This window comes from Parageobacillus sp. NEAU-HV-2 (genome assembly GCF_059115485.1).
Genome location: NZ_JBXUJJ010000004.1, coordinates 182,479 through 208,734 on the forward strand (window position 1 = coordinate 182,479; position 26,256 = coordinate 208,734).

Genomic DNA, 26,256 nt, shown 5'->3' on the forward strand with positions numbered 1-26,256 from the left:
CCATTAGCTTTGATTTGTCATGAGTGCACGATGAACTGCAACACTACAAAAAATGACGATACATTTAAAGTTTTTCTATATAAAGGATTGATCGTATAATCATGCAAGACTAAACAGAATCGTTTTGGCTCCTACCAAGGTCGAACCGCTATTGACAAAATAGAAATTGGACGCTGTGTCCAACGTAAGCGGACCAGTCCACGTTATCGTACTAAACTGGCTGCTGAAAATTCCTGTCGGAGGCACATCGGCAAATGCTGCACCGACAGTCACATTACCGTTGATAAACGTATTCGTAATATGTGAATATCCAGCCACGTTTATCGTTCCATCCGATCGGCTATCAACCATACGCTGAATTCTCAGACCATTGTGTATCATAATATTTATTCGACTGTTGTACATATAGGTATTAAGAATACCCATATGCGGATCAACCGGATCTTGGATGATGCTTCCTACAACATTAGTGTTCAGAAGCTGAAACTCAATGGTTGTAAAAGGATCAACAGGATCCGTGTTTTGGAAGATAATATTCCCGCTAATAATAGCACCATCCGTATAATTGGTATGGGTGCTCACGGATGTCCCGTTATCAAACGTACCAATAACCGTTACGGGACGTGCGTCAAAAGCAGGGCCCTGCACAAGATAGACATTTTCTGCAGCTTGACTTGTTTGAATCGTGACATTTCTAGGAACGGATGATGCAAAATTGGCTAAGTCTGCGTTGCCAAGTACCCATGGACCCAAGCCTAGCAGTTGTACATGTCTTGCAGGCGGGATGACAATATCCTCATCAAACACGGAATTTGCTGCAATAAGAACGATGCAACGGGCTCTCATACCGAAAGTAACTGCTAACGGACTGTTAGTAGCTGCGTCAATGGCGGCCTGCAGAGAATTATACGGATCGGACGGCGTCCCATTTCCTGGACCAGGAGCACTCGAATCCGCCCATATGATACACTCTCCCCATTCGAAGACCCCTGGTCCTGGAGGTCCCGGTGGTCCTGGGGGTCCCGGCGGTCCTGGGGGTCCTGGAGATACAGGTCCATGTACTTTCGCTATTTGCATATTGGTACAACCACATTTCACCTTTGGCACATTGTGATAATGACATTTTTCTTCATTATGTTCTGACAATACGTTTCACCTCTGTGCATTAAAGATACTTCAATATATGAGTAAGATAATAAATTTGATTAGGCAAGTTATAGGTTGAGTGTTAATATTATCAAAATTAGACGATTTAACATTCGGAAAATGAGATAACCAACAAGGATTAGACTTGATATATTTTGTTTTAACATATCCATATTTTTATATTGATTCCAGTTCTTTTTTCTTGATACCATACAAGTTATAAAATAAGTAGTAATGGACGGCTCCGCGATTACTTTTATCCTGAAATTATATAATGACAATGTATATGAGCCTCTCCCCCTACACCTCGCTTAAAGGAAGGAGACTTCTCGGAAAAAACGTTAAAAAACTTAAAACGCTAAACCATTTTTATTTCTGCAACTAGCTTTTCATTCAGAAATCAAAAAGGCTAAGGGATATTCGACAAGGATCCAAAGAAAATGAGAATAAATAGAAATGCTATTCCCTCCTTCTCTCTCATGTAATTTTTAACGGTACACATTTCTGCTTATTTCGGATTACGTAGATGTCGAAATTGAAGGGGATGTTTAAAGCCGCCTCACTATCCAAATAAAAGAGACTGTCTCATTATCCTGAGACAGCCTCCTGACACATTAAAATTCTCCAAGTAGTTTATGCTTGTTTTAACATATGAAACACTTGCTCCACGTCTTTATCTCCACGCCCTGAAAGATTGACGATCATAATTTGATCTTTATTCAATGTTGGTGCCAATTTTATTGCATAAGCAACCGCATGGGCGCTCTCAAGCGCTGGAATAATCCCTTCCGTTTTCGACAAGAGTTGAAATGCTTCAAGAACTTCCTCATTTGTCACCGTATAATACTCGGCACGCCCGGACACTTTCAGATAGCTATGCTCAGGACCGATTCCCGGATAGTCAAGACCAGCGGCAATCGAATAAGTCGGCTGAGGATTCCCTTCTTCATCAAGCAACACTAAACATTTAAACCCATGAAGCACGGATGGGACACCTTTTGTAAGCGTCGCCGCTTTTTCCGGCTCGACGCCGATCAGACGTACGCTTGGTTCATCAATATAATGGGCAAACGCACCAATCGCGTTGCTTCCGCCGCCAACGCAAGCGATGACGACATCAGGCAAACGTCCTTCTTTTTCTAAAATTTGCCGTTTGCTTTCTTCGCTTATGACAGACTGAAAATGTTTAACGATGCTTGGATACGGATGCGGTCCAACCGCTGAACCAAGCAAATAGAACGTGTTCTTATAGTTTTGAACAAAGTCATTTAACGCTTCATCGACGGCATCCTTTAATCTTCCTTGTCCTTTTGATACCGGAACGACTTTTGCGCCTAAAAGCTCCATGCGAAACACGTTTAATGCCTGGCGTCTCGTGTCTTCCTCCCCCATATAAATGGTGCAATCAATGCCAAACATCGCGCAAGCCGTCGCGGTGGCGACACCATGCTGTCCTGCCCCCGTTTCCGCGATTACGCGTTTTGCTCCCATTCGTTTCGCAAGCAAAATCTGTCCGAGGACGTTATTGATTTTATGCGAACCTGTATGGTTCAAATCTTCGCGCTTCAAATAAATTTTCGCCCCGCCTAACCGCTCGGTAAGCCGAGCTGCAAACGTAAGCGGATTCTCGCGGCCGACATACTCCTTTAAATAAAACTTAAATTCATCATTAAACTCTTGATCATCTTTGTACTTTAAAAACTGTTCTTCCAAATAATCAAGCGCTTCCTGCAATGCTGGCGGCACGAAACTCCCGCCAAATTCTCCGAAATAACCTCTTCTTTGCTGAACTAAACTCATCACTCATCTCTCCTCTGCTTTTTTTCAAACTTTATCATTAGGATATTTCTTTTGTCCATGAAAGTCAATAAATTTTCTGTATTTTCTTATAAATGGTTTGTTTTTTGTTTCCTCCAAGCCAGCAGGACGAACGTGAAAAGAAAAGCGAGGATTCCAACTAATACAGTGACACTGGAATGTATTAGCCAAACTGTGCGAACGTTTCGCTTTATAGAATGCCAAAATGGTTCTGGAATCGGCTCTTTGCGGTTTTCTACGTACTTGAGATGTTTCACTGTATTTCCTGATAATGCTGGCTCCCAACCGTACTCTCCTTTTTCCAGCCAAATTTCAATGACATCACCAACGGCAATATCCATTCGTTTTGCACCTGAGTATGCCTGCCAAGAAGGAATATATGTGTAGAAAATATCAACTGTAGTGAGTGTTTCATTAGTTGGAGCTTTTAAAATCTGTTTCACATCGAGGTTCATTTTTCTTATTTGAACAGGGGTTATTTTTTCTTCTGTTATGTCTTTGTACAGCTGATCGGAAGTGACTTTGCCGATAACATGCAGAGGAGCTTCTTGTTTTGCTTTTTCTATCTCGGAAGGAGGCGGAGCAGCGTTTGGTTTCATTGTCATGAACAGGAATATGAAAATGGAAGAAAACAGGGTTTTCCTAAACAAACAATTCTTCTCCTTTCTGAAACAATAAGATTTATTTTACGCATAGGAAGTACGAGATATGTTTTCAATGCCTTCAATAAAGATGGGAATGTTTTTAACAGCCAAACGATTCAACTGTACTTCAATCGACTATGCCTATTTTCCCCACTTCAAACGAAGTTAAGCGACAGGTAGTTAACATGTTTTAGATTTCCTTAAAGGGTGTTTCTTTTTCAGCTTGTCTAAATAAAGATTTATTGGTATCAATCCCTTTCATAATAACAATCAACATATACAAAACCGAAATAGAAATCCCTGCCGAAGCAATCCAAAACACCTCAATAACATTAAGCGAATTTAATAGGATAGCAAACACTCCTGATCCTATTGGAAAAGCCCCGCCAACTATAGTAGAAGTTACACCGAAGATTCTACCTCTTATTTTGTCTTCTACTGTTCTATGAATATAAGTCGCGTATAATGTATTCCATATGCCAAGCCCAAAGCCAAATAAAAATAATATCGTAAGACTTAGCCATAGACTTTTAGCAAGTGGAAAGAAGACAATGGTTACTTGCGGTAAAAGAGCAAAAAGAAAAGCATTCTTTCCGCCGAATCCTTTTTCAATCCATTTTGCTAACAATGCGCCACAGAGAGAACCTCCTGCTAAAAAAGCTTCCATGAGAGAATATCCTCGAGAGCCTTCTTTTAAAATATCGACAGACCATGATGCGCCTAAAGTATAAAAAGGGACATAAAGCAGATTTACAAAAAACATTCCCATCATAATTTTTTTCAATACAACAAATTGTCTAATATACATGAATCCCTCTTTTATATCAGAAAACCAAGATATATCCCATTTTTTCGATTTCGTTGTTTCTTTTTCACTCATTCTGATACGAATTAGCATAATACTGATAATCGAAATCATAAAAGTGAATCCGTTAAAAGCAAATATTGATATTGGACCAACACTAGCAATAAGCACTGCGCCAAATAAAGCACCTATTATCGCAGAAATTTGCACGGAACTTTGAATTAAACCATTTGCTTCGGTTAAATCTTTATCCTCAACAAGGTTCGGTAAAATAGAGTTTAAAGCTGGCATAAATACAAAGTTTGCGATGCTCATGAATAAAAAAATGAATCCGATGATCCAAAAGTGATATCCATAAATGGTTAAAGACAATATTAAAGCAATAATCAAAACTAGCCTAATCCAATCAGAAACGAGCATGATCCTTTTTTTACTCATTCGATCCGATAAAGTTCCTGTTATAAAGCCAAGTAAAGCTGGTAATGTGGCTAATAATCCAAGTACAACAACATCCCTTGGCCCACTTTTCATATTTACGAAATAAAATAGCGAGATGATAAATAGTGTATTGCCAATGTGAGATGTTGTTTGTCCTAGAAACAATAATAAAAAATTCCTGTTATTCCATACTCTTTTCACTTTTTCTCGCCCCTTCTGCTAATAATAGACAGTTAGAGTTAGTTTATAATTTTTCTTTAGATTAATAACTAACAAACCTATTACCGAGGGCTGAGATTCTTTTTAACCGTTACGATACTTAGATTTCATTGCGAAAAACGTTATGAATCTTTCGTGCCTCCTCTTCAAACATAACGGACCAATTCTCATTAAACGGAACAACCTCTACCTTTCTCATGAACCATCCTCCTTTTGTTTTTTCAAACAACCGTCCACGCGCTTTCTAGCTTGACTCGCGTATGAGGGGTGTTTTTCCATTCGCTTGAAGAAAGTTCCATCGATGCACATAAAACCACAAGTTGATTTTCTGAAAGAAACGTCGCCAATATATGTTTGTCTTGTTTTATCGTGTCTGAAAGGGTTTGTTTTTCTTTTATTCTGTCCGAGTAGACAACGTACAGCATTTTGCTTTTTTGCAGCACTTCGTTCATGCTCATATGATTAGACGCAATCGGCTGTTTTACTTCAACCATGTCTACTGAGATTTTGTGATACATCCCTTTTTGCCTGCTTCGTTCAAAAATTTCGTCATGCTTTCCACTCATAAAAGATTGATAAGAATCAACATTTTCCCAAAATGCCAATATACATGCCTCTTGCGGCTTCGCAACATTCCAGCCGCCTATTTGCCCGAGAAAACCGGGACATCCTTTCAAATCACGCCATGTTTCTTGCGCGGCGGAAAACGCGGCTTTCTTCTCTTCATCCACTTCACATCGAATCCATTTTAAAAGCATTGCTTTCATCAGTCCCTTCGCCCGCCAAAATGAATTGTGATCAATAAATGAACGGATAATGGTTTGCTTCTTCCGAAATGGCCGCGATTTGCCGCACAAATTCGATTCCTTGCAAATAGTCTTGAAAGCGATACTTTTTCGCAATCCATCGCTCCTCCACCAACTTCCAACCTTCCATCTCTTGTAAAAGAGATTGCACTTCTTCCTCTGTTAACTGCATCACCGTTACCTCCTTGATTTTTGTATCAAAAACGGACAACCAACATCGCATATCAGTGTAAAAATATTACCACATATAACCAAAACCTTCCACGAATCTATAATATTATTTCGAGAATTTCGTCAATAATAGCAAAAGGAACAAAAATATAAGGCTTCTACTTTCTTCTTTTTTTAGAAAAAAGATTTGCTTCTTCAATCACTGATTTAGCAAGATCCTTTTAACATGTTCGAGATTATCAGAAAGATTCTTTGCAATTTGAAATAAAGTCATTATAACGTGTTTTCTATCAAGGTCAAGTCCAACTATTGTGTAAATTCCCCTTTGATAGAAAACATGGGCCTGATGACTTGACGTATGCTAGGTAAATCCGGTAAGTCTCCCTGCCGGTCGCCTTCCTGGACAAATGATCATGTTCTCAAGGAACAGATGTGTCATGGTTCTTTTTCTATTTCCCTTTTTACACAATTATATGGACTTAACTCCGCTTAGAGGTGGAAACTTCTCTGTGAACATGTTAAAATGGCTCCCTCCAGTTGTCTTTTTGCCAGTCATATACTTCTATTGCCCTTTTTATGAAACATTTTCGATTCTTAGATGCTTGCTATTTCCTTTTTGTTCCAAAAAAAATATTGTAATAAGCGGATGACTCCCATAAGAAAAGGCATACGGCAATAGAAAAAACCGAAATACCGCACATAATCAGAAGAACGCTCCGTAGAACCATTCAAACGCTAAAAAGAGGCTGACCCCTAAAAAGTGTCAGCCCTACAACACAATATACAGTCTATAACATCATGATATCAGACACTTATAGGTCAGCCCCGCAAAAGAAAGTGTTATTGATTTCGGTTGAAAATGACGAGTTTTAATTCTGTCATCTCTTCAATTGCATACCGTAAACCTTCCCGGCCTGTTCCACTTTCTTTCACACCGCCATAAGGCATGTGATCGACCCTAAATGTCGGAATGTCATTTATCAGTACTCCGCCGACTTGGAGTTTTTCTACAGCCTCCCAAGCAACGTGAATATTGTTTGTATAAACACCTGCTTGTAATCCGTATCGAGAATCATTCACCAATTCTATCGCCTCATCCATTGATGTGACTTTATTAATTAATACAATCGGGGCAAATACTTCTTGGCAAGATACTTTCATGTCAGGCCGAGCATGAAGGATGACGGTTGGCAGTAATATATTTCCTCTTCTTTCACCGCCTGTGGCAACCGTTGCCCCTCCTTGTTTCGCTTCTTCAATCCACTGTAAAGTTCGCTCTACGTCATTCGGTGTAATCAATGCAGACACATCCGTTTTTGGATCAAGCGGATCGCCAACTTTTAATTGTTTAGTGGCAGCGATAAACTTTTTGACAAACTCCTCGTAACGTTTTTCATGCACATAAATCCGTTGCAGCGAAATGCAAACTTGACCTTGAAAAGAAAAGGAACCTACTACACAGCGTTGAATGATGGAATCAACATCTACATCTTCATCGACAATGACTGCGGAATTGGAACCAAGTTCAAGGGTTACTTTCTTTAATCCGGCTTTATTGCGGATGCCGATTCCAACAGCCGGACTTCCTGTAAACGTAATCATACTGATTCGCTCATCGGTAACAAGTCTATCCCCGACCGTCTTTCCGCTTCCTGTTACTACGTTTAATGCTCCTTTTGGAAGACCCGCTTGTTCAAAAAGCTCCGCAATAAAATATGCGGATAGCGGTGTTTGGCTCGCCGGTTTGAGTACGATCGTATTTCCAGCCGCGATGGCCGGACCAAGCTTATGAGCAACAAGATTCATCGGGAAGTTGAACGGGGTAATCGCCCCAATGACACCGATTGGTTCTCTTACTGTAAAAGCGACCCGGTTCTCCCCGCCCGGTGCAGCATCTAATGGAATTGTTTCGCCATGAATACGTTTCGCTTCTTCAGCGGCAAACTTATATGTCTGAATCGTACGCCCTACTTCCGCTTTAGCTGTTGTAATCGGCTTTGCTGCTTCAAGCGCTATCATCTGCGCTGCTTCTTCCGCTCTTTCTTGCAGGAGTTCCGCCACTTTTTCTAAAATGGCTGCTCGTTTGTGTGCCGGCATTTTCGCCATCATGTTTCTCGCCTCATAAGCCGCGGCAATTGCCTGTTCGACTTCTGATTCTGTTGCTATCGGAATTTCCGCAAGTACTTCACCTGAATAAGGCGATGTTAATGTGGTATATGAAGTTGCTTCCACCCATTCTCCATTGATATACAGCTTCTTTTTTTCCATCGTTTCTCCTTCTCTCCTTTTTTCTTTTTAAAGCAGAAATATTAGTGAGATAAACAACCAATCCGTCTGCTTACTTCATTTTTCCTCTTCTTGTGACAAGTCACCCCACTGTTCAACTATTCGTTTCATCCCTTCTGAGCGTTCTTAACCCAATTCGACAAAACCTGGGGTAGCGTTTATTTCGGTTCGGTCACAATACCAGTAAAAGCGGATCGATAAATTTTTCTTATATCATCTTCCAACAATGGCAAAGGGCTTCGCGCTAATAGTCTCTTTTGCTTAACAGCATCTTGAGTTAAACTCTCTAAAGCGGTTTCAGGTATATGAAAACCACCGAGCGTATTCGGAATACCTACATCTTTCACTAATCTTTCAAGTTCTTCTACACATTTATAAGAAGCTTCCTCTTCAGAAAGGTAAGTTGAATTTCCTCCTAAAGCATTCAAAATATCAGCCATCCGTTTTGTGCAGCTTTTTCGAATATATCCCATTACATAAGGTAACAATACAGCATTTGATTCTCCATGTGGAATATGAAATTGGCCGCCTAATGGATAGGCAAGGGCGTGGACACCAGCCACCCCCGCATTAAAGAAAGCCAATCCTGCTAGATAGCTGCCGTTGCTCATATCAATCCGAGCTTGTTTATCATTTCCATTTTCAACTGCTTTTCTCAAAGAACGACCAATAAGCCGGATTGCTTGAAGAGCCAAACCATCTGTTGTCGGGTTGGCATTGACTGACACGTATGCCTCAACTGCATGGGTTAGCGCATCAATGCCCGTAGCCGCTGTTACACGAGGAGGTACAGAAACTGTCAATTCCGGATCGACAATGGCCACGTCAGCTAGAAGATAATCATGTGTCACTACATCTTTCGTAGTGTCTAAGGAAAGAACGGAAATGTTCGTCACTTCAGAGCCTGTTCCCGATGTAGTCGGAATCAAAATCTTAGGAAGTCCTTTTTTATGCACTTTTTTTGTGCCGGTTAAATTTAAATAGTCAGCAACAGCTCCCTCATGCACAGCCAAAACTGCTGCCAATTTGGCCAGATCCATGGCGCTTCCCCCGCCGACACCGATAACCATATCAAATTTTCCATGGCGCGTAAAAGAAACGAGCTTCTCTCCCACTTCTAATGGCGGCTCTGGAACGACATCCGTATATAGTTCTACATCGTACCCGTGTTCAATAAGAGGGTTCGTTACTCGTTGAACCAATCCGATATTCTCAAGTACGGGATCTGTTATGACAAGTATCTTTTTCGGTGAAAAATTTCTTACCTCTGGAAGCAATTGCTCCAAAGCTCCCCATCCAGTATAGCTAAGTGGCGCGAAAACCAGTTTGGCAAAACTCATTGTCTCCCTCTCCTTTTCTTACTCATAATATCCTTGTACCGATTTACGGAACTGCTTAAATTGTTCAGAATCATGATCAAACAAAACTTGTGAATGTGTCTCTTTTGCAAATCTGCGCATCTTTTCAACGGTATTTGTATATCCAAGAGAGTCGTATACATCAAAGATTACAACCGGCTGCATAAAATCCCTTTCTCCTACATGTTCTGAAAACTAGATTTTGAACAACGAAAGAGTCGTCCATATGTAAAGGTTGTCCATTTATATACATCTCTTGAGTGAACCATGTTTTATCATATCGCTTCCTTTTCTTTGTATTCTGTTTCTTGAGAATGATGCGTAAAAATCTGATCATTTTCTCCACGCAGAAAGTCTTTTCCATATAACAGGATACATAAAAGGATGCCTGCCGCAAAAGCCAGTGTCGCGCCTTTAACCACTAGTATTGCCCCTACAACTCCGGCAATTCCGAGATCACGCTGGCTTCGTGCCTGCATGACACCGATTCGGACACTTACATAACCTTGCACTAATAGTGTCAGCGACAACGCAACCCCTAGAATTGGTTGTACTAAACTTACGATAGGAAGCAAAAATAATCCCGTATTTGTACCCCAACGGAAAGAACCGGCTCCACCGAAGAACGAATGCATTGCTTTTTTCCCTTTTTTAAATCGTTCAATCACTACAACTTGCATCGCTGCCCACATTGGTCCACACATCGTAATATCGGGACCGATCATACTCATAAGAACGTTGCGGCCACCGAAAATTAAATGGGCGCGGTTCGGATTATAATCGACTTTCTCATCTGTACGTACTATGTCAGATTCAGAAAGTAAAGCTTTCGTTTTCAGCACATCTCCAAAAACAACTAGATACGTTGCAAGGACAGCAGGTATTGCTTTTACAAAAAATGAGAATGCCGGAAAGCCAAGCCCAAATACTGTATATTCCGACCAAAGAGTAGCAAAATCAGGTTTACTAACTCCCCATTGAATATCCGGCCATTTCGCTTCCCCAACAAGCGGGGCTACAACAACGGCCAGTAGAATAGCTGGCAATATTCCTAAATTCCCTAACAATGCCCAAACTTTATTTTTTTGTTTTAAACTTTCGAAATGTTTAGAGAAAATTAGGTAAAATGCAAATCCAACACAAATCGTGATCGTATAAGGGAATAATTCAAACTTTCCTCCCTCTTCAAAGATGGATACGACAGCTCCAATTCCTGCGCCCAGAATAATGCCTGATTTAATCGCATCCGGCACTAAACGCACCACTTTACTAGCAAGTCCCGTTACCCCCAAAATTATGGATAAAATTCCGAGAGTTAGCTGAAATGCTATGAGTGCATAGACTCGGTCCGGACCTTCAGGAAATTGTTTAACAAACAAAACAATTAAAGGAATCGCAGGAGTAACCCATCCTGGAATAACCGGGTCACCGAGCAGATGATGAAGTAAATATAAAAGTCCATTCAATATGACAACAGCCAAAGCCACTTCAAATGGCATCCCTAAATGGTCTGTTAAAAGTGTAATGGCCCCAAGGTCTACCGCACACATGAGCAAGCCTTGGACATAATCGGGCCATTCAAACCGATAATGAATAAAAGGTAATCGTATTTTAAAGGGACCGGCAGGGATATACGGTGTTTCAGCACCGTGCGGACGATTTTTCCATTTCATTATTTTTCCCTCCTACTTACTAGATTGCACGGTATATTTTTCTATTTCATTTTCAAGGGTTGTTTCGTAAAAGCCAAGTTTGTTTTGCAGCTTCCTGAGCCATTTCATTCAGTGCCGTCCCGGAATATAAAATTCACACAAAGACTGTGGATTTTCCCCATAGCGACATATACGGCTCATCGCTTTAACCGTTGCATAAGCTGTCTGATCATCACTTTAATGCTCCACTTCTCCCTCTAATACTTCTACGATATCACCGGAATCTTTCTAAACAAACTATTGGTTCCACTTCATGACGCAAGGGAGCAATAAAGAGCTGCTTACTCCATGAGCAGAAGCGTCTATAAGCAAGAGCATGCACTGCTCCAAGCCTGCATTCCAAAAGCAAGTCCTGCCATGAGACTCACCGTCATCATTGCCTCGCGTGATTCAATATTTTGGCATAGAACAATAAATAATTGGCATCAAAAGAGCCCACCATTTCATAGATTCTTTACATTCTTACTCCCCCCATCCGTCAATCGTCCTTTTATTTTTTCATATTCACCTCCCCTTCTCTTATTGTTCATTTTCTATATACATGCAAATATCGTGCCAAGACTAAGAACTCACTTACAATACAAAATTTTTGAAATATTAATGAACAAAAACGGTGAAAAAAATCACCACAAAAAAAGGAAAATCTTAAATGAATGCTGAATAAATGAATAGTGATTTTTTTCACCATATGTTGAAATTTTTCACCATCAAAAAGATAAGGAGGGCTCCATATGAAACAAACAATCATAGATCCTCATATATGGGAAAGCATTTTTTCCTCTATCCATAATGGGGTAATTGTCGTAGATCGAAACAGAAAAATTTTATTAATCAATTCTTCTGCAAAAAAACTTCTTCATATAGAAAATGAAAATTGGGAAGGAAGAGATATCCAGGAACTTATCCCAACCACCCAGCTTCCTCATGTATTAGAGAGCGAAACAAGCTCGATCGGAGTAAAGATGAACATAGCAGGACGCCAGTGTCTCGTCAATCGAACTCCTTTGTACCGAGATGGCGAATTAGTCGGAGCAATCAGCGTTCTCCAAGATATATCCGAAATGGAACACTATCATTCTCTTTTTAAGCAAATGGAAACGGTTATCGAATTTTCAACAGATGGAATTTATGTTGTAGATAAGGAAGGAAAAACATTAATGGTGAACTCCGCTTATGAGGAAATAACAGGCTTCCGCAGGGAAGAACTAATAGGTAAGCATATGGAAAGTTTAGTTAGACAGGGGTATTTTGACCAATCTGTATCTCTTCTCGTATTAAAAGAAAAAAAATGTATTTCCATTTTACAAAAAATCGGCGGTCAAAAGGATGTTATTGTTACAGGAAATCCTGTTTTTAATAAACAGGGTGAAATCGAAATGGTTGTAACAAGCGTAAGAGACATTTCACATCTTATTAAAATGAAAACTCAATTAGAAAAAGCTAAAAGTTTTTCCGAAATGAGCCATAATCGCTATACTTTCTCTATTGATGGTTCAGATGAAAAAATTATCTTTCTAAGCGATGTTATGAAACGAATTATTGAAAAAGTAAAGCAAATTGCTCCTTACCCTACAAGCGTTTTGTTAACCGGTCCATCTGGTGTAGGAAAGGAAGTGATGGCCAATCTTATCCATCATTTAAGCAATAGGAGAGATAAACCATTTATTAAAATAAATTGCGGAGCCATTCCGGAACCTTTGCTAGAATCAGAGTTATTTGGTTACGAAAAAGGTGCATTTACAGGGGCACGGCAAGACGGAAAAATAGGCCTGTTAGAATTAGCGGATCAAGGAACGATTATGCTTGATGAAATAGGTGAAATGCCCCTAACTCTTCAGGTGAAGCTGCTACGCGTTTTACAAGAAAAACAAATCCAAAGAATAGGCAGCAGCAAAGTTAAAAACTTGGATATACGAATTATTTCTGCCACAAATCAAGATTTAAGGAAATTAATTTCGCAAGGGAAATTTCGTGAAGATTTATATTATCGGCTGCAAGTGGTTGAAATTCATATTCCACCATTAGCCGAACGTCCAGAGGATATAGAGCCGTTATTGGATCATTATTTTTCTTTTTATTGTAAACTATATCGCATGAACAAGCACTTATCTCCTGATACAAAAAATATTTTAAAAAATTACCATTGGCCCGGAAATGTGAGGGAATTAAAAAACCTTGTAGAAAACATGATCGTTTCGGTACCATCACAATCGATAGAACCTCACGATCTGCCGTTGCATATTTATGAGCAAACAAATTCAGGTACTTCTCTAACACTTAAACAACGGGTCGAACAGTTTGAAAAACGAATCATTAGCGAGGCGATTCAAAAACATTCATCTCTTCGAAAAGCAGCGGAACAATTAGGAGTGGATCATTCTACTCTTGTAAAAAAACTCAAAAAATGGAACATGTCTTTTCGTAAGTAGATACTGATCGTAAAATCGAAGTTAGAGTTTAGACATTAGGTAAGTACTTTGTTTCCCAAATCAGAGAATTTAACATCATTGACTTTTTTAAAACCGTTTTAACATGTTCACCGAGAAGTCTCCCACCTCTAAACAGAGTACAGAATGTAGGTGGGAGATGTTCACCGGGATGGCTCATGTCACCTTATGAGGAATTAATTAATATCCACCATATCCGCCTAGACCTGTACAAGAACATCCTACAATAACAAGTAAGACGAATAAGACAACAATTAAGGTAAAAGCGCTACGAATTCTACACTCATATATAACACCTCCCATTCATATATAAATTCAGTTTGAAATTCCAACATGTTTCATCCACGTCTATTCTTGTCTATACTGCTTCTAAAGTAAATCAAAGGAGCAGATGAAGAATGAAGAAAAAAGGCTTACAAATTACGAACCACCATGGTTGGACCATCGAACGTCTTCAAGAGCAGGAACGCAATATATACCGCTAGAGAAATCAGCATGGAATTGCGAATCGGCGCTGTCTCCGTCGCTCCTGTAAAAACACCTTAAAGGATTAAACCGAAACTTGTCGCAAACGGAAACATGGCGACCCAAATACTATAGGCGCTTGCCAGTTCGATTACATCCTGATTTTTTGTAAAAACAGAAATGATCAAATCTTTAAACTATATGAACGTGTTGCAAAACGCATAACGAATGCATAAATGCACATAAAAAATCCACCACCTTGGAAATCATATACAGCGACCAAAACCAAGTACCAAGGGGTGGACACTATCATGATTTCCAATTTAAGCAACGAACATGCATGGACTTATGAAATGGGCCCAATTTTAGAATCATTATTTCGGTATATTGACTCACTATCATTGCTGGAAACACCGTATGTGACAGGAAGACCGTCGGTGTCGAAAAAAATCGTTATTGAAATGCTTCTTTTTGAAAACGTATTTTTCTATTAATTCCTTGCGAAAATTAGTACGCATTCTGCAGTGTTTTCGATGTTTTTAACGGGCTTGTGGGCTTGGTGAAGTCCCTCATCTGTCTACGTTCTCCCGCGCGGCGAAGTGGTTCCGGGAACAGGGATTTCCTGTTTTTCATGCACAACTGCTCAAAGATCTAGAAGTACGGTATCCTCAAATTGTGCTGATCGACAGCACGGCCCTTCGAAGCAGTCTTTACGATTCGCAAGCAAAGTGGGGGTGCCCACCCGATACCATTGGTTTAAAGGATATAAGCTCCATCTCAGCACCACTGCCGAGGGAATCATTTTATCTCATGTGTGGACCACAGCGAATCGGAATGATGCGGCAGTAGCACCAGAATTGCTTGTTTCCTTAAAACAGTGGGATATCGAATTGGTATTGGGCGATGCCGCATATGACAGCGAAAAGGTTCGTCAAACAGCGGAGCAATCAGGAATTCTATTCATTTCCCCTATCAACCGCCGCAATAGCGAGGAGCGAAAAGATGCCTATGGACGGGTTGTTCCTGTCTTTTTGAAAACGAGATTTAGCCAATGGCTGTTTGGACCTCGCCGCGAGATTGAACGAGTATTTAATGAGTTAAATGACGGGTTGGAACAGCCAAGATGGTACGGATTTCATCGATATGTACTGCATGTGTTATGTTGCATCCTTATGCATAACTTCGAGTTTTTACTCTAGTTTTGCAACACCATCATAATTTTGAATAAGTTTTTCCGCGAAAATCATGAAACGTGAACGAAGTAGTATACTCTTGATTCAGATGGATAAAAAAGTCTCCAAAATGTTGAATGCGTTCATTTTTATTTTGACGTAATTTCTAAATAAGAGCGAATTATCTTGAATTTTAAGTTGATTTTTTGAACAAAGTATCATAAAATTACTAGCAAATATTAATCATATTAAACATATAGGAATTAATTAATTTAAAAAAACATAAATGTCGCGTTTATTCACTGCCTAAAATGTCTGTCCGTTTCTCGAAAACAATGAAAGGTAGGTTAGGCGATTGAAAAATTCAGTAATCATTCAAGTGGAGAATTTGAGTAAAAGCTTTCCTAATCAAGGAAAATTAGAACCAGTCCTCCAACAAATCTCCTTTCGCATAGAAAAAGGGGAGATCATCTCCATCCTTGGCCAGAGCGGCTGCGGAAAAAGTACACTTTTAAATATTATCGGCGGTTTTGAAAAACCAGACCAAGGTCATGTCATTTTGGATGGAAACGTAGTGGAAAGACCTAGTCGACGATGTGTAATGTTATTCCAACATTATGGCCTCCTGCCTTGGCGTTCCGTCCTGAAAAATGTCGAGTTAGGTCTCGAAGGGATGAACTTAACCTCCGAACAACGACGAAGCCGGGCTTTCGATTATCTAAAGCTAGTTGGTTTACATGACTATGCTGAACGCTTTCCCCATGAATTGTCAGGCGGGATGCAACAACGAGTCGCGATTGCCCGAGCGCTTGCGATTCAACCAGAGGTAATATTAATGGACGAACCGTTTGCCGCACTGGACACTTTTAACCGTTATTATTTACAAGACGAACTCTTGCGTCTTCAAGATAAAGAAAAGACAACCATCATTCTTGTGACCCATGATATTGACGAAGCAGTATATTTATCAGATCGGGTGTTGATCATGAGCGCAAATCCCGGCCGAATCCATAGAGAATTAAAAATTGACACCCCAAGGCCTAGAGATCGAAGTCACGGAGACTTCCAATATTACCGAAAGATTATTCTTGAAGAATTTCATTTTCATCGCCCTGCCCCTCCCGTTGATTATAATATTTAACTAATCTTAACCAGGGATGTATATAAACCTCTATGCCAGTAGAGTTGGCCTAATCTTTAGATAGTGCAATCATGCAGCGTAATAATAACAAAGGAGGCATATTTTCATGAAGAAAAAATTAAAGAAACTTATGATTTCTTTATTCATCATGACAGTAATTTTTAGCCTAACCGCTTGTAATTCCAATAATGCTCATTCCAACATAAACGGAAAGCGGACCATTAAAATAGGATACTTGCCGATTACCCACGCCGTACCCCTATATATAGAAAAAGAACTAGAAAAAGGCCAGTCCCGGCATTTTAATCTCGAACTCATTAAATTCGGCTCATGGCCTGAACTGATGGATGCACTGAATACAGGACGGATTGATGGAGCAAGCGTGCTTGTGGAATTGGCGATGAAAGCAAAAGAACAAGGCGTTGATTTAAAAGCAGTGGCGTTAGGACACAGAGATGGAAATGTCGTTGTGACTTCCCATGATATTCACAGCGTAAAAGATTTAAAGGGGAAAAACTTTGCTATTCCTCATAAGTTTTCTACACATAATCTATTGCTCTATCAAATGTTAAAGCAGGAAGGTTTTCAATATAAAGATGTGAATATCGTTGAACTGCCTCCTGCTGAAATGCCGGCAGCCCTTTCAGAAGGCAGAATATCCGGATATGCAGTGGCAGAACCTTTTGGGGCTCTGTCTGTAGCAATGAATAAGGGTAAGGTGTTATTCCAATCTGAAGACCTTTGGAAACATTCTGTGTGCTGCGCGCTGGTTTTAAGAAATGACTTTATCCGCAACGAAAGAAAAGTCGCTCAAGAGTTTGTTAGTGAATATGTCAAAGCCGGAAAAAAAGCAGAATTAAAAGATGAGTATACCTATGAAGCTTCCTCCAAATACATGAAGGTAAATAAAGATGTGCTCAATTTATCCTTAAAATGGATTTCATTTAAAGATTTAAGAATAGATAAAAACGCATACGAAGAACTAAGTCAGTACATGGTCGAAACGGGATTGTCCAAGAATCCTCCGTCCTATGAAGAATTTGTCGATAATTCATTAATAGATAAAGTGAAGTGATCGTATGAACATGATAAAGAAATTCACCAACGTCATCATAGGATTTTCGATATTAATTGCTGTATGGCAAACCGTGATTGTAATTGGAAATTATGAAGAGGCCCTCTTCCCTTCTCCTTTAAAAGTAGGGGAAGGAATCTGGGCTCTGATTACCAACGGCACTCTATTTGTACATCTAAAAGTGAGCCTCATCCGGTTTTTCATTGGTTATCTCTCAGCGGTGGTTACTGCTGCTATATTGGGACTCATGTTAGGCCGTCTAGTAAAATTATGGAATATTATTGATCCGATTGTTCAAGTCCTAAGACCTATCTCACCGATTGCCTGGTCACCCTTTATTGTTTTGTGGTTTGGAATTGGAGACATCCCTGCGATTGTGATTATATTTATCGCAGCGTTTTTCCCGGTATTGCTTTCCACCGTTTCCGCTGTAAGGAAAGTGGACCGTATATATTTAAAGGTGGCGGAAAACTTTGAGATCAAGCAGCCCCATCTAATGACGAAAATCATTTTTCCTGCCGCTTTTCCATTTATCGCCAACGGGCTTCACATCGCACTCGGCACCGCTTGGATTTTCCTCGTTGCCGGTGAAATGGTCGGCGCCCAATCCGGATTGGGTTATTTAATCGTCGATGCGAGAAATTCTTTACGTTTGGATCTTGTTTTAGCCGGAATCATCTTCATCGGCATCTTGGGGCTTATTCTTGACAAGGCAATCCAATTATTCGAAAGATGGGTAGAAAAGCAATGGGGAATGTTATCGAATAAATAAACTAGTAAAAAAGACAGAAAGTATGATGCTCTCTGTCTTTTTTACTAGCCATTATCACCGCTTTTCGGGAATATTTTCAGAATCGACTTCGACAACGGCCAAGTTCTCTACATTTGTTTTACATTGCGGACAATAGTAGGAAATTTCCACCTCATGCCCGCAAGATTCATGCACCAATTTTTTATAACATTTTTTTAAATGCTTTCTGCCCCAAAGGATTAGGGCGTTGAACACCATTTCCAAATCCTTTCCGCTTTTCGTTAACATGTATTTGTATCTTGGCGGGTGTTCAGAATATAAAGCAGAAGTGATCAAACCGGTTTCTTCTAAATATTTTAAACGATCCGATAAAAGATTGGAGGATATCCCTTTTAACGATTTTCTTATTTCATTAAATGTCTGACGCCCCATTAAAATTTCATGAACAATCAACAATGTCCAGCGATCACCGATGATGTTCAAGGATTGGGCGATATTGCAAGGCAAATCATATCTATCTTTCATAAAAAAACCTCCTGTTCTCGTTTCGGTTCAATTATAACTTACCTTTCGCAGAATAGAAATTTCGTTTACCACTATTTTTTATCAAAGGAGCATGTTCCACACTTGCCTCCGACCGTCGAAAAACTTCTTATTTCATCAGACGCCGAATTTTCAATTTCTTCTGGTATAGTGCATGTTCATGGCCCAAAACATGTGATATGGAGGCATACTTGCCAAATTTGTGTGACAAAGTAATAAATTCAGAATAATTTATTTTTAAGGTTGATTTTTTGAACTAACTATAATAAAATTACCATAAAATCATATTAATTTTATAAGAATTTAAGGTTATAATAATAAAAGGAGGCAATAAAAATGGCGCTTTACTTAGTGGAATCGATTTTAAACGGGGCAGTAAAAGACAAAGAAGGATTTGAAAAGAAAGTTTCCGAGATTAAGGAAGAAGTAAGAAAAAACAATGCAAATCTCATTGAAGTCCAAGTTTCCAAAGATTTTTCAAGAGCATTTTTCATTTTTGAAAGCGAAGAACGAAATATTATTAATGATCGCTTAAGACTGTTAGGCATTCCTGTTACTCTTATTAAACCGGTCCGTTTAGTTGGAAAAGATATCGAAGAAGTCAAAAAAGAAGCGGATACCGTAAACTACGTAGTCGAATGGAACCTTCCTGAAAATCTCACCATGGAAGATTATTTAGAAAGAAAGAAAAAGAATTCCGTACACTATGCAGAAGTACCGGAAGTCACTTTCTCTAGAACGTATGTATGCGAAGATATGACAAAATGCCTTTGCTTTTATAATGCACCGGATGAATCCGCTGTCAAAAGAGCCCGTGAAGCTGTGAAAGCACCGATTGATACGGTTACAGAAATTTTGCCAAACAAATAACATTCCCCTAACCTCAGCTGGAATTTTCACATTCCCGCTGGGGTTTGACTATCATTAAATTACTAGTTACATAAATTGTCATAATTCGATGTCCCTTATTCACAAAGAAAATACATAATCAGATAGGAGGTGGCGGTAAATGGCCATTATGGAATCAGAAGCAAAAAAGGCATTGAACAATTTGCTTTACAACCAATTAAAGCCTTTAGTAAGAAAAATTGATACAAAAGCCTATTATCCCCGTCAATTTTTAGAAAATATCGGGAAATACGGTTTCCTATTGTCAGCGGGGCTTTCAAAAAAAGAGGTTCTTTCCCGTGAAATGCAATTAGTCGAGGAAACGGCAAAAATATGCATGACAACAGCTTTTACCCTTTGGTGCCACTTAGCGGCGCTAACATACTTGCGAACATGTGAAAACTCTTACCTCAAAAATGAAATTTTACCGCTGCTTGAAAGCGGAGAGGTGCTTGGGGGAACCGGATTGTCTAATCCAATGAAATATTACGATGGGCTTGAATCTCTCCATTTGAAAGCAGAACGAACTCCGAAAGGATATATCATTAACGGCCATTTGCCGTCTGTCTCCAACTTAGGGCAAAATCATTGGTTCGGTATTATCGCATCCGTTAATGAAAAACAGCGGATCATGGCGTTTGTCCCATGCCATGTGCAAGGATTGGTGTTAAAGGAGAAGCTAGACTATTTAGGACTGAATGGAAGCGCAACGTATGCATGCACATTCAATGAAGTGTTCATTCCGGATCAATGGATTATTTCTGAGCAAGCGGATGACTTTGTACCAAAAATACGTCCTTCATTTCTTATTTATCAAATCCCGCTAGGATTGGGAGTTACAGACGCTTCTATCCAGTCGATGAAAAAAATACAAAATAAACAAAACGGATGCAATCGATATTTAAGCATTCAACCAGAGGAATTAGAAAGCGAACTAACATCCATCCGTGAAGAAATATACCGTCTTGTTCAGTCTTCTAATTTGACGCAACATTGCGAAGATTTATTAAGAATCCGTTTAAACGTTACTTATCTCACTTTAAAAGCAGTTCATGGTTCAATGTTACATCATGGAGGAGCCGGCTACTTGCAACAAAGCGATCCATCCCGCAGATTAAGAGAATCTTACTTCCTTGCCAATTTAACGCCTACGGTTAAACATTTGGAAAAATTATTAAATAAATAGACTATCCATAGGAAAAAACTAAGTGCTTATCACCAACACGCTTGGTTGGATTTTAACCACATATCTGATTGCCCTTTCCTTTTTTACGTTAGACATAAAAGATAGAACATGCCCCGCACAGTGCGACCCAAAAAGCGGGGCAGCCGCTCACCAAAAAAGATTGCATCCATCCATTCCACAAGCCATATCTTCTACGAAGGTGTTTGCGTTTGGCATCCATCCGTGTAATATAATAAAACCTTTCCGCTTTTGGGATTACTCCCCTTCCCCATGTAGATTTGGATGGCACTTTCGCTTTCCAATGCGCATTTCCCTCTTCCAAACTAGAAAAATGTTGCGATTCCGTACTCAGGAAACAGACTTTTTTATGCACAATTTCGAATGAGTTTTGCGACACGCTCTTGACAAACAGAAGAATACTATTATATTCTAAAAACATATTTTATACTTAACTACATAAAAGCATAAAAGCGTTTAAGCAAAAAAGTTTCAGAAAGGATTTATTAATGAAAAAACAGCTTTTCGATTTTACCTTTTATTTCTAGTGTGTTTATTTTAGTTTTTATAACTCTATCATTATCTGTAAATAAACCATCATTTAATATTGCGACAGGAAGGCAGGGCCAATATGGAAAAAAGTCATCAAGATTTAAAGAAAGGTTTATTACCTAGGCACGTCCAGTTTATTGCTCTAGCAGGCATGATTGGAACGGGTATTTTTAAAGGAAGTTCAGATACATTAAATATAGCGGGGCCAAGTGTCGTTTTTGCTTACTTATTAGGAGGTTTATTATTATTTATTGTGATGGCGGCATTGGCTGAAATGGCCATTGTCTATCCCAACTTAAACGTTCAGCATCTTGTATATAAAGCTTTTGGATCTCATATATCCTTTATCGTAGGATGGCTTTATTGGATCAATTGGACTATTGTTACCATTGTCGAATTTTTAGCGGCAGGAAGCTTCCTAAAATATTGGTTTCCATCCGTACCGTTATGGCTTTTAAGTTTCCTTTGCACCGTCTTGATCGTCGGCATTAACTTGTTTCATGTAAAGTACTATGGGGAGATTGAGTTTTGGTTCGCAGGAATTAAAATTATCGCGTTAACCGCTTTTATTATTTTAGGTTTTTGTATTTTATCAGGAATCATTCCAAGCACTATTGATGCTCCTTTGTCTAACTACACGGAACACGGCGGGTTCTTTCCTCATGGAGTCGGAGGAATGTTGAGCGCCTTTTTAGTCGTCATGTTTTCATATGGCGGGGCAGAGTTAATTGGTGTCGCTGTTACGGAAACAAAAGATGCAGAGAAGGTATTGCCAAAAGTAGTTAAGGGAACCGTATGGAGAGTCATTCTTTTTTATATTCTTCCTATTCTTATTATATGCGGTTTAATGCCATGGAATAAAGTTTCGGGGGAAGAAAGCCCATTTGTTCAGGTATTGAGCATCACAGGACTGCCTGGAGCAGCTCATATCATGAATTTTGTTCTTTTAACAGCCGTTTTATCAGCGGCAAACACGGGGATATATGCGACTTCCAGAATGTTATATTCCATGGCGCAAAACGGTGAAGCTCCAAAAAGGTTATTAAAGATTTCCAAACAAGGAATACCGATAAACGGAATTATGATCGTCACCATATGTATATTGATTGGGGTATTTTTCGCTTATATGACTCCAGATCAAGTCATCAGCTATTTAATGACGATACCTGGTTTTACGGTTCTTTTAGTATGGATGAGTATTTGCTTAGCACAACTAAAACTCCGTTCCCATTATAAGGAGAAACCGTTCTTCCAGGTAAAATGGTTCCCATACACAACGATATTAGCAATCGCATCTTTATTGATTATCTTCATTTCTTTTATATTTAATAAAAATAATGTAATCGGTTCTACCGTTTGCCTTGTCATATTATTGCTGCTTGCCACATTTTCTTTCGTGAATAGAAACGGAAGAGAAAAAAACAGTGAATATAAAGAAAAAAAGGGTCTAGTGCAAAATCTTTGAAATTTGGACATACAGGTCTGTTGGCAAACGTGGGTTGTATTTCTAGAAAACGCAGCCATTCCTAGTTATTATTTATGGTTGATAATATCTTTAGCATTAAAAAACTCGGATTGAATAGTAAAGTGTCCTAGTAAAATGGGACAAGGAAAAAACACCTCCTAATCGAAGTATAACTTCATTCGATTGATGGAGGTGTTTGTCTTTATAGGGACAAGAGTTCATTATCCAGAGAAGATCAATTGGACCAGTCCCTCCACCTCTCTAGATATAAAAGTTAAAAAATATTTAATTTCCATAGTTATCTAAATTAATGATCATCATTCTAACTATTCCGATAAGTTACCTTACTTTTCAAATTATTTTATTATATTGACCATCTAAATCAATAAAGTCATTTTATTAATGTTTTAAATTAACAAAATAGTATTATGATATAACCTGATGATGAAAGGAGCCTATATATGCACTCATTTGTAAAGCAGCTAACAGGTGTATTTCCATCCGTTTGTTCTCTGGATTGCCCTGATCAATGTGGGTTACTGGTGCATAAACAAGACGGAAAAATTGTAAAAATACAGGGAGATCCGAATCATCCTGTGACAAAGGGAAATATATGCAATAAAGTACGGAATATAACTGAACGAATTTACGATCCAAAGCGCTTGAAATATCCAATGAAACGTACGGGAGCTAAAGGAGAAGGGAAATTTGAGCGGATAAGCTGGGACGAAGCGATTGATACAATTACTGCCAAATGGAAAGAGCTGATCCAAACAGAGGGACCTGAAAGCATTCTTCCGTATAGCTTTTATGGCAACATGGGAAGACTCAGCGCCGAAGGAATGGACCGGCGGTTTTTTCATCGATTGGGTGCTTCCCTGCTGGATCGGTCAATTTGTTCATCAGCTGGCCAGCAAGGGTATAAATACACAATGGGAGGCAGCTTTGGAATAGACCCTGAAGATACTATACATTCAAAATTAATCATCTTCTGGGGAATTAATGCTGTAAGCACAAACATGCATCAGGTTGTACTTGCCCAAAAAGCTAGAAAGAATGGAGCAAAGATTATTGTCATTGATGTACATAAAAATCAAACCGGCCAATTCGCAGATTGGTTCATTCCAATATTGCCGGGTACCGATGCTGCTCTCGCTCTGGGCATGATGCATATTTTATTTGCCGAAAACATGGTAGACACCGATTTCTTACAGCAATTTACAATCGGACATGAAGAGTTGCGTGAGCATGTTGTCCAGTACGACCCCATCACTGTTTCCGGAATAACAGGTGTTCCAGTTGAAGATATTTATAAACTGTCCAGGATGTATGGTCAAATCACGCCTTCCTTTATTCGAATCGGCAATGGTCTTCAGCATCATGACAATGGGGGCATGTGTATTCGTACAATTGCTTGTCTTCCTGCCCTGACAGGACAATGGCTTGTAAAAGGCGGCGGTGCCATCAAATCAAATAGTGGTTATTTGGCCCTTAATACAATGAGCTTGCAACGCCCGGATTTATTGCAAAATAAACATACACGAATCATAAACATGAACCTGCTTGGCCAAGCATTATTGGAATTAGATCCACCGATAAAATCATTATTTGTGTACGGTACAAATCCTGCGGTTGTTGCACCGGATAGCAATAAAGTAAGAAAAGGTCTGGCAAGGGAAGATCTCTTTGTCGTCGTGCATGACTTATTTTTGACAGAAACAGCAAAATACGCAGATATTATACTTCCTGCAACATCTTCATTCGAAAATACGGATCTTTATACATCATACTGGCACCATTATGTTCAAATTCAGCAGCCAGTTATTGAACGATATGGAGAGTCCAAATCGAATGTCGAAGTGTTCCAATTGCTTGCGAAAAAAATGGGCTTCGAGGATCAGTGTTTATATGAGACAGAAGCTGAAATGATTTCGCAAGCCCTGGATAACCCAAACAATCCTTACCTTGAAGGAATCGATTATGAAACATTGTTTAAAAAGCAGTATGTAAAAGCAAATGTAAAACCATTGTTGCCAGGAAAACTGCCAACACCTAGCGGAAAAATTGAACTTTATTCAAGGAAGATGGAACAAGATGGCTACCCTCCTTTGCCAACCTATACACCACTTGTTAACGATGGAGACTTCCCTTTTTTGTTTGTGCCTGGTCCCAACCATAATTTCTTAAACACAACCTTTTCTAATAATGAAAAACACATTTCTTTTGAAAAGGAACCACGTTTGCATATGAATATTAAAGATGCCTTATCGAAAGGTATTATGGATGGAGATCAAGTCCGAGTGTGGAACAATCGAGGAGAATGTGTATTGAAGGTTTCTGTTGGAGAAAACGTACTTCCAGGTGTCGTTGTCACTCAAGGTCTCTGGGCCGATTCCCCAGGTACGAAACAGCTGGTAAACTCACTTACCCCTGACCGAGTTGCCGATATGGGCAATGGAGCGACTTTCTTTTCGGGGAGGGTGAATGTGGAGAAAGTTTTGGATTGAAGAAAAAGGAAAATAAAAGAGCCAGAGTATTGGAACATATCCCTGTCAAGTAGACAGTATTAATAATCCCCTCTTCTTCAGCGGCTTAGTTGAACCCCCTTGGGTGCCAAGGGGGGGGTTATGGGAACTTCCTTTAAGATGAATTATGTCAATATAATATTCGTGATTTTCGTTTATCTTTGCAGCCCAGGATATTGCCAAATTCCAGAAACTCGAAACAAATCACGGTAGATCACAAGCATTTCATCTTTCGTTACTTTGTGTGCTTCCTCAATAGATGGATAATCTAAATAAACCACATTGGTAAAGTTTCTGATGGTATGTTTGCCATTCATTTTATCATAAAAATCGCTGGCTTCTTTAAATACCGTCAACGCTCTTCTCATGTGGCTTGCGCTTGTTACAAGAGTAGCGTCTTTTATTTCCTCTTTTTCAAGTATGGCAGTGGTAAAAAGGGCATTTTCTACAGTGTCTGTTGACTTATCTTCGAGAATAATTCTATCTTTTTGAACTCCTTGAGAAATCAGCCAATTGCTCATTGCCAAAGCTTCTGGAATTCCTTGTTTAGGAACCCCGTCAGTTACAATGATCTTTGAATTTGGGTATTGTTTTGCAACGGCAAGACCTACTTTTAAACGTTCAATCAGCAGTTGCCTCATTGAAC

Annotated in this window: 19 protein-coding genes and 3 pseudogenes; 9 read left to right on the plus strand and 13 right to left on the minus strand. The window is 39.3% G+C overall.

Going from position 1 to position 26,256, the window contains the following annotated elements:
• Positions 1-99: 99 nt before the first annotated feature.
• The 10 genes and pseudogenes from AC1WMD_RS09195 to AC1WMD_RS09240 all read right to left on the minus strand — a co-directional run bounded on the left by AC1WMD_RS09195 (position 100) and on the right by AC1WMD_RS09240 (position 11,364).
• The gene (locus AC1WMD_RS09195) at positions 100-1,146 is read right to left on the minus strand and encodes a hypothetical protein (RefSeq protein ID WP_043904383.1); all 1,047 of its coding nucleotides are present in this window, start codon (positions 1,144-1,146) and stop codon (positions 100-102) included.
• Positions 1,147-1,779: 633 nt separating this feature from the next.
• Entirely contained in the window at positions 1,780-2,946 is a 1,167-nt protein-coding gene (gene trpB, locus AC1WMD_RS09200) for a tryptophan synthase subunit beta (protein ID WP_494256871.1), read from the minus strand.
• An 86-nt stretch (positions 2,947-3,032) separates the two neighbouring features.
• Positions 3,033-3,563 (minus strand): hypothetical protein, encoded by a 531-nt coding sequence (locus AC1WMD_RS09205; protein ID WP_494256873.1) that lies wholly within the window; start codon positions 3,561-3,563, stop codon positions 3,033-3,035.
• 235 nt (positions 3,564-3,798) lie between these two features.
• Positions 3,799-5,052 (minus strand): MFS transporter, encoded by a 1,254-nt coding sequence (locus AC1WMD_RS09210; RefSeq protein WP_494256874.1) that lies wholly within the window; start codon positions 5,050-5,052, stop codon positions 3,799-3,801.
• Between the two features lie 239 nt (positions 5,053-5,291).
• Positions 5,292-5,837, minus strand: a complete 546-nt coding sequence (locus AC1WMD_RS09215; RefSeq protein WP_494256956.1) for a YdbC family protein — start codon at positions 5,835-5,837, stop codon at positions 5,292-5,294.
• Positions 5,832-6,048: pseudogene (locus AC1WMD_RS09220) on the minus strand (4a-hydroxytetrahydrobiopterin dehydratase); the annotation flags it as partial. The gene AC1WMD_RS09215 and the pseudogene AC1WMD_RS09220, both read right to left, overlap by 6 nt.
• Before the next feature lie 839 nt (positions 6,049-6,887).
• Positions 6,888-8,315 (minus strand): aldehyde dehydrogenase family protein, encoded by a 1,428-nt coding sequence (locus tag AC1WMD_RS09225; protein ID WP_494256876.1) that lies wholly within the window; start codon positions 8,313-8,315, stop codon positions 6,888-6,890.
• A gap of 176 nt (positions 8,316-8,491) precedes the next feature.
• The gene (locus tag AC1WMD_RS09230) at positions 8,492-9,673 is read right to left on the minus strand and encodes an iron-containing alcohol dehydrogenase (RefSeq protein WP_494256878.1); all 1,182 of its coding nucleotides are present in this window, start codon (positions 9,671-9,673) and stop codon (positions 8,492-8,494) included.
• 18 nt (positions 9,674-9,691) lie between these two features.
• Positions 9,692-9,832, minus strand: a pseudogene (locus tag AC1WMD_RS09235) (N-acyl homoserine lactonase family protein); the annotation flags it as partial.
• A gap of 134 nt (positions 9,833-9,966) precedes the next feature.
• On the minus strand, positions 9,967-11,364 hold the full coding sequence (locus AC1WMD_RS09240) for a hypothetical protein (RefSeq protein WP_494256880.1): 1,398 nt from the start codon (positions 11,362-11,364) through the stop codon (positions 9,967-9,969).
• A 770-nt stretch (positions 11,365-12,134) separates the two neighbouring features.
• Here AC1WMD_RS09240 and AC1WMD_RS09245 point away from each other — a divergent pair.
• Positions 12,135-13,832, plus strand: a complete 1,698-nt coding sequence (locus AC1WMD_RS09245; RefSeq protein ID WP_494256881.1) for a sigma-54 interaction domain-containing protein — start codon at positions 12,135-12,137, stop codon at positions 13,830-13,832.
• A gap of 198 nt (positions 13,833-14,030) precedes the next feature.
• Here the strand turns inward: AC1WMD_RS09245 and AC1WMD_RS09250 are convergent, their stop codons facing one another.
• Positions 14,031-14,153 (minus strand): YjcZ family sporulation protein, encoded by a 123-nt coding sequence (locus AC1WMD_RS09250; protein WP_494256882.1) that lies wholly within the window; start codon positions 14,151-14,153, stop codon positions 14,031-14,033.
• 473 nt (positions 14,154-14,626) lie between these two features.
• Here AC1WMD_RS09250 and AC1WMD_RS09255 point away from each other — a divergent pair.
• From AC1WMD_RS09255 to AC1WMD_RS09270, 4 genes and pseudogenes are all read left to right on the plus strand, one after another.
• Positions 14,627-15,514 (plus strand): annotated as a pseudogene (locus AC1WMD_RS09255) (transposase).
• Positions 15,515-15,842: 328 nt separating this feature from the next.
• Entirely contained in the window at positions 15,843-16,628 is a 786-nt protein-coding gene (locus AC1WMD_RS09260) for an ABC transporter ATP-binding protein (RefSeq protein WP_494256883.1), read from the plus strand.
• Between the two features lie 106 nt (positions 16,629-16,734).
• Entirely contained in the window at positions 16,735-17,703 is a 969-nt protein-coding gene (locus AC1WMD_RS09265; protein ID WP_494256884.1) for an ABC transporter substrate-binding protein, read from the plus strand.
• 4 nt (positions 17,704-17,707) lie between these two features.
• A complete protein-coding gene (locus AC1WMD_RS09270) occupies positions 17,708-18,475 on the plus strand; it encodes an ABC transporter permease (RefSeq protein ID WP_483642604.1) in 768 nt (255 codons plus the stop codon).
• A gap of 54 nt (positions 18,476-18,529) precedes the next feature.
• Here the strand turns inward: AC1WMD_RS09270 and AC1WMD_RS09275 are convergent, their stop codons facing one another.
• A complete protein-coding gene (locus AC1WMD_RS09275) occupies positions 18,530-18,979 on the minus strand; it encodes a winged helix-turn-helix transcriptional regulator (protein WP_062755333.1) in 450 nt (149 codons plus the stop codon).
• A 354-nt stretch (positions 18,980-19,333) separates the two neighbouring features.
• On the opposite strand from AC1WMD_RS09275, the gene AC1WMD_RS09280 reads away from it, so the two are divergent.
• The 4 genes from AC1WMD_RS09280 (at position 19,334) to AC1WMD_RS09295 (ending at position 25,592) form a co-directional block, all read left to right on the plus strand.
• Positions 19,334-19,867: a DUF4242 domain-containing protein gene (locus tag AC1WMD_RS09280; protein WP_062755335.1), complete on the plus strand. Its 534-nt coding sequence runs from the start codon at positions 19,334-19,336 to the stop codon at positions 19,865-19,867.
• A gap of 139 nt (positions 19,868-20,006) precedes the next feature.
• Entirely contained in the window at positions 20,007-21,071 is a 1,065-nt protein-coding gene (locus AC1WMD_RS09285) for an acyl-CoA dehydrogenase family protein (RefSeq protein WP_494256887.1), read from the plus strand.
• 628 nt (positions 21,072-21,699) lie between these two features.
• Complete coding sequence (locus AC1WMD_RS09290) at positions 21,700-23,085, plus strand: amino acid permease (protein WP_494256889.1); 1,386 nt, start codon at positions 21,700-21,702, stop codon at positions 23,083-23,085.
• Positions 23,086-23,546: 461 nt separating this feature from the next.
• Positions 23,547-25,592 (plus strand): molybdopterin oxidoreductase family protein, encoded by a 2,046-nt coding sequence (locus AC1WMD_RS09295; protein WP_494256891.1) that lies wholly within the window; start codon positions 23,547-23,549, stop codon positions 25,590-25,592.
• 173 nt (positions 25,593-25,765) lie between these two features.
• Here the strand turns inward: AC1WMD_RS09295 and AC1WMD_RS09300 are convergent, their stop codons facing one another.
• The gene (locus AC1WMD_RS09300) at positions 25,766-26,251 is read right to left on the minus strand and encodes a YdcF family protein (RefSeq protein ID WP_494256892.1); all 486 of its coding nucleotides are present in this window, start codon (positions 26,249-26,251) and stop codon (positions 25,766-25,768) included.
• Positions 26,252-26,256: the final 5 nt, after the last annotated feature.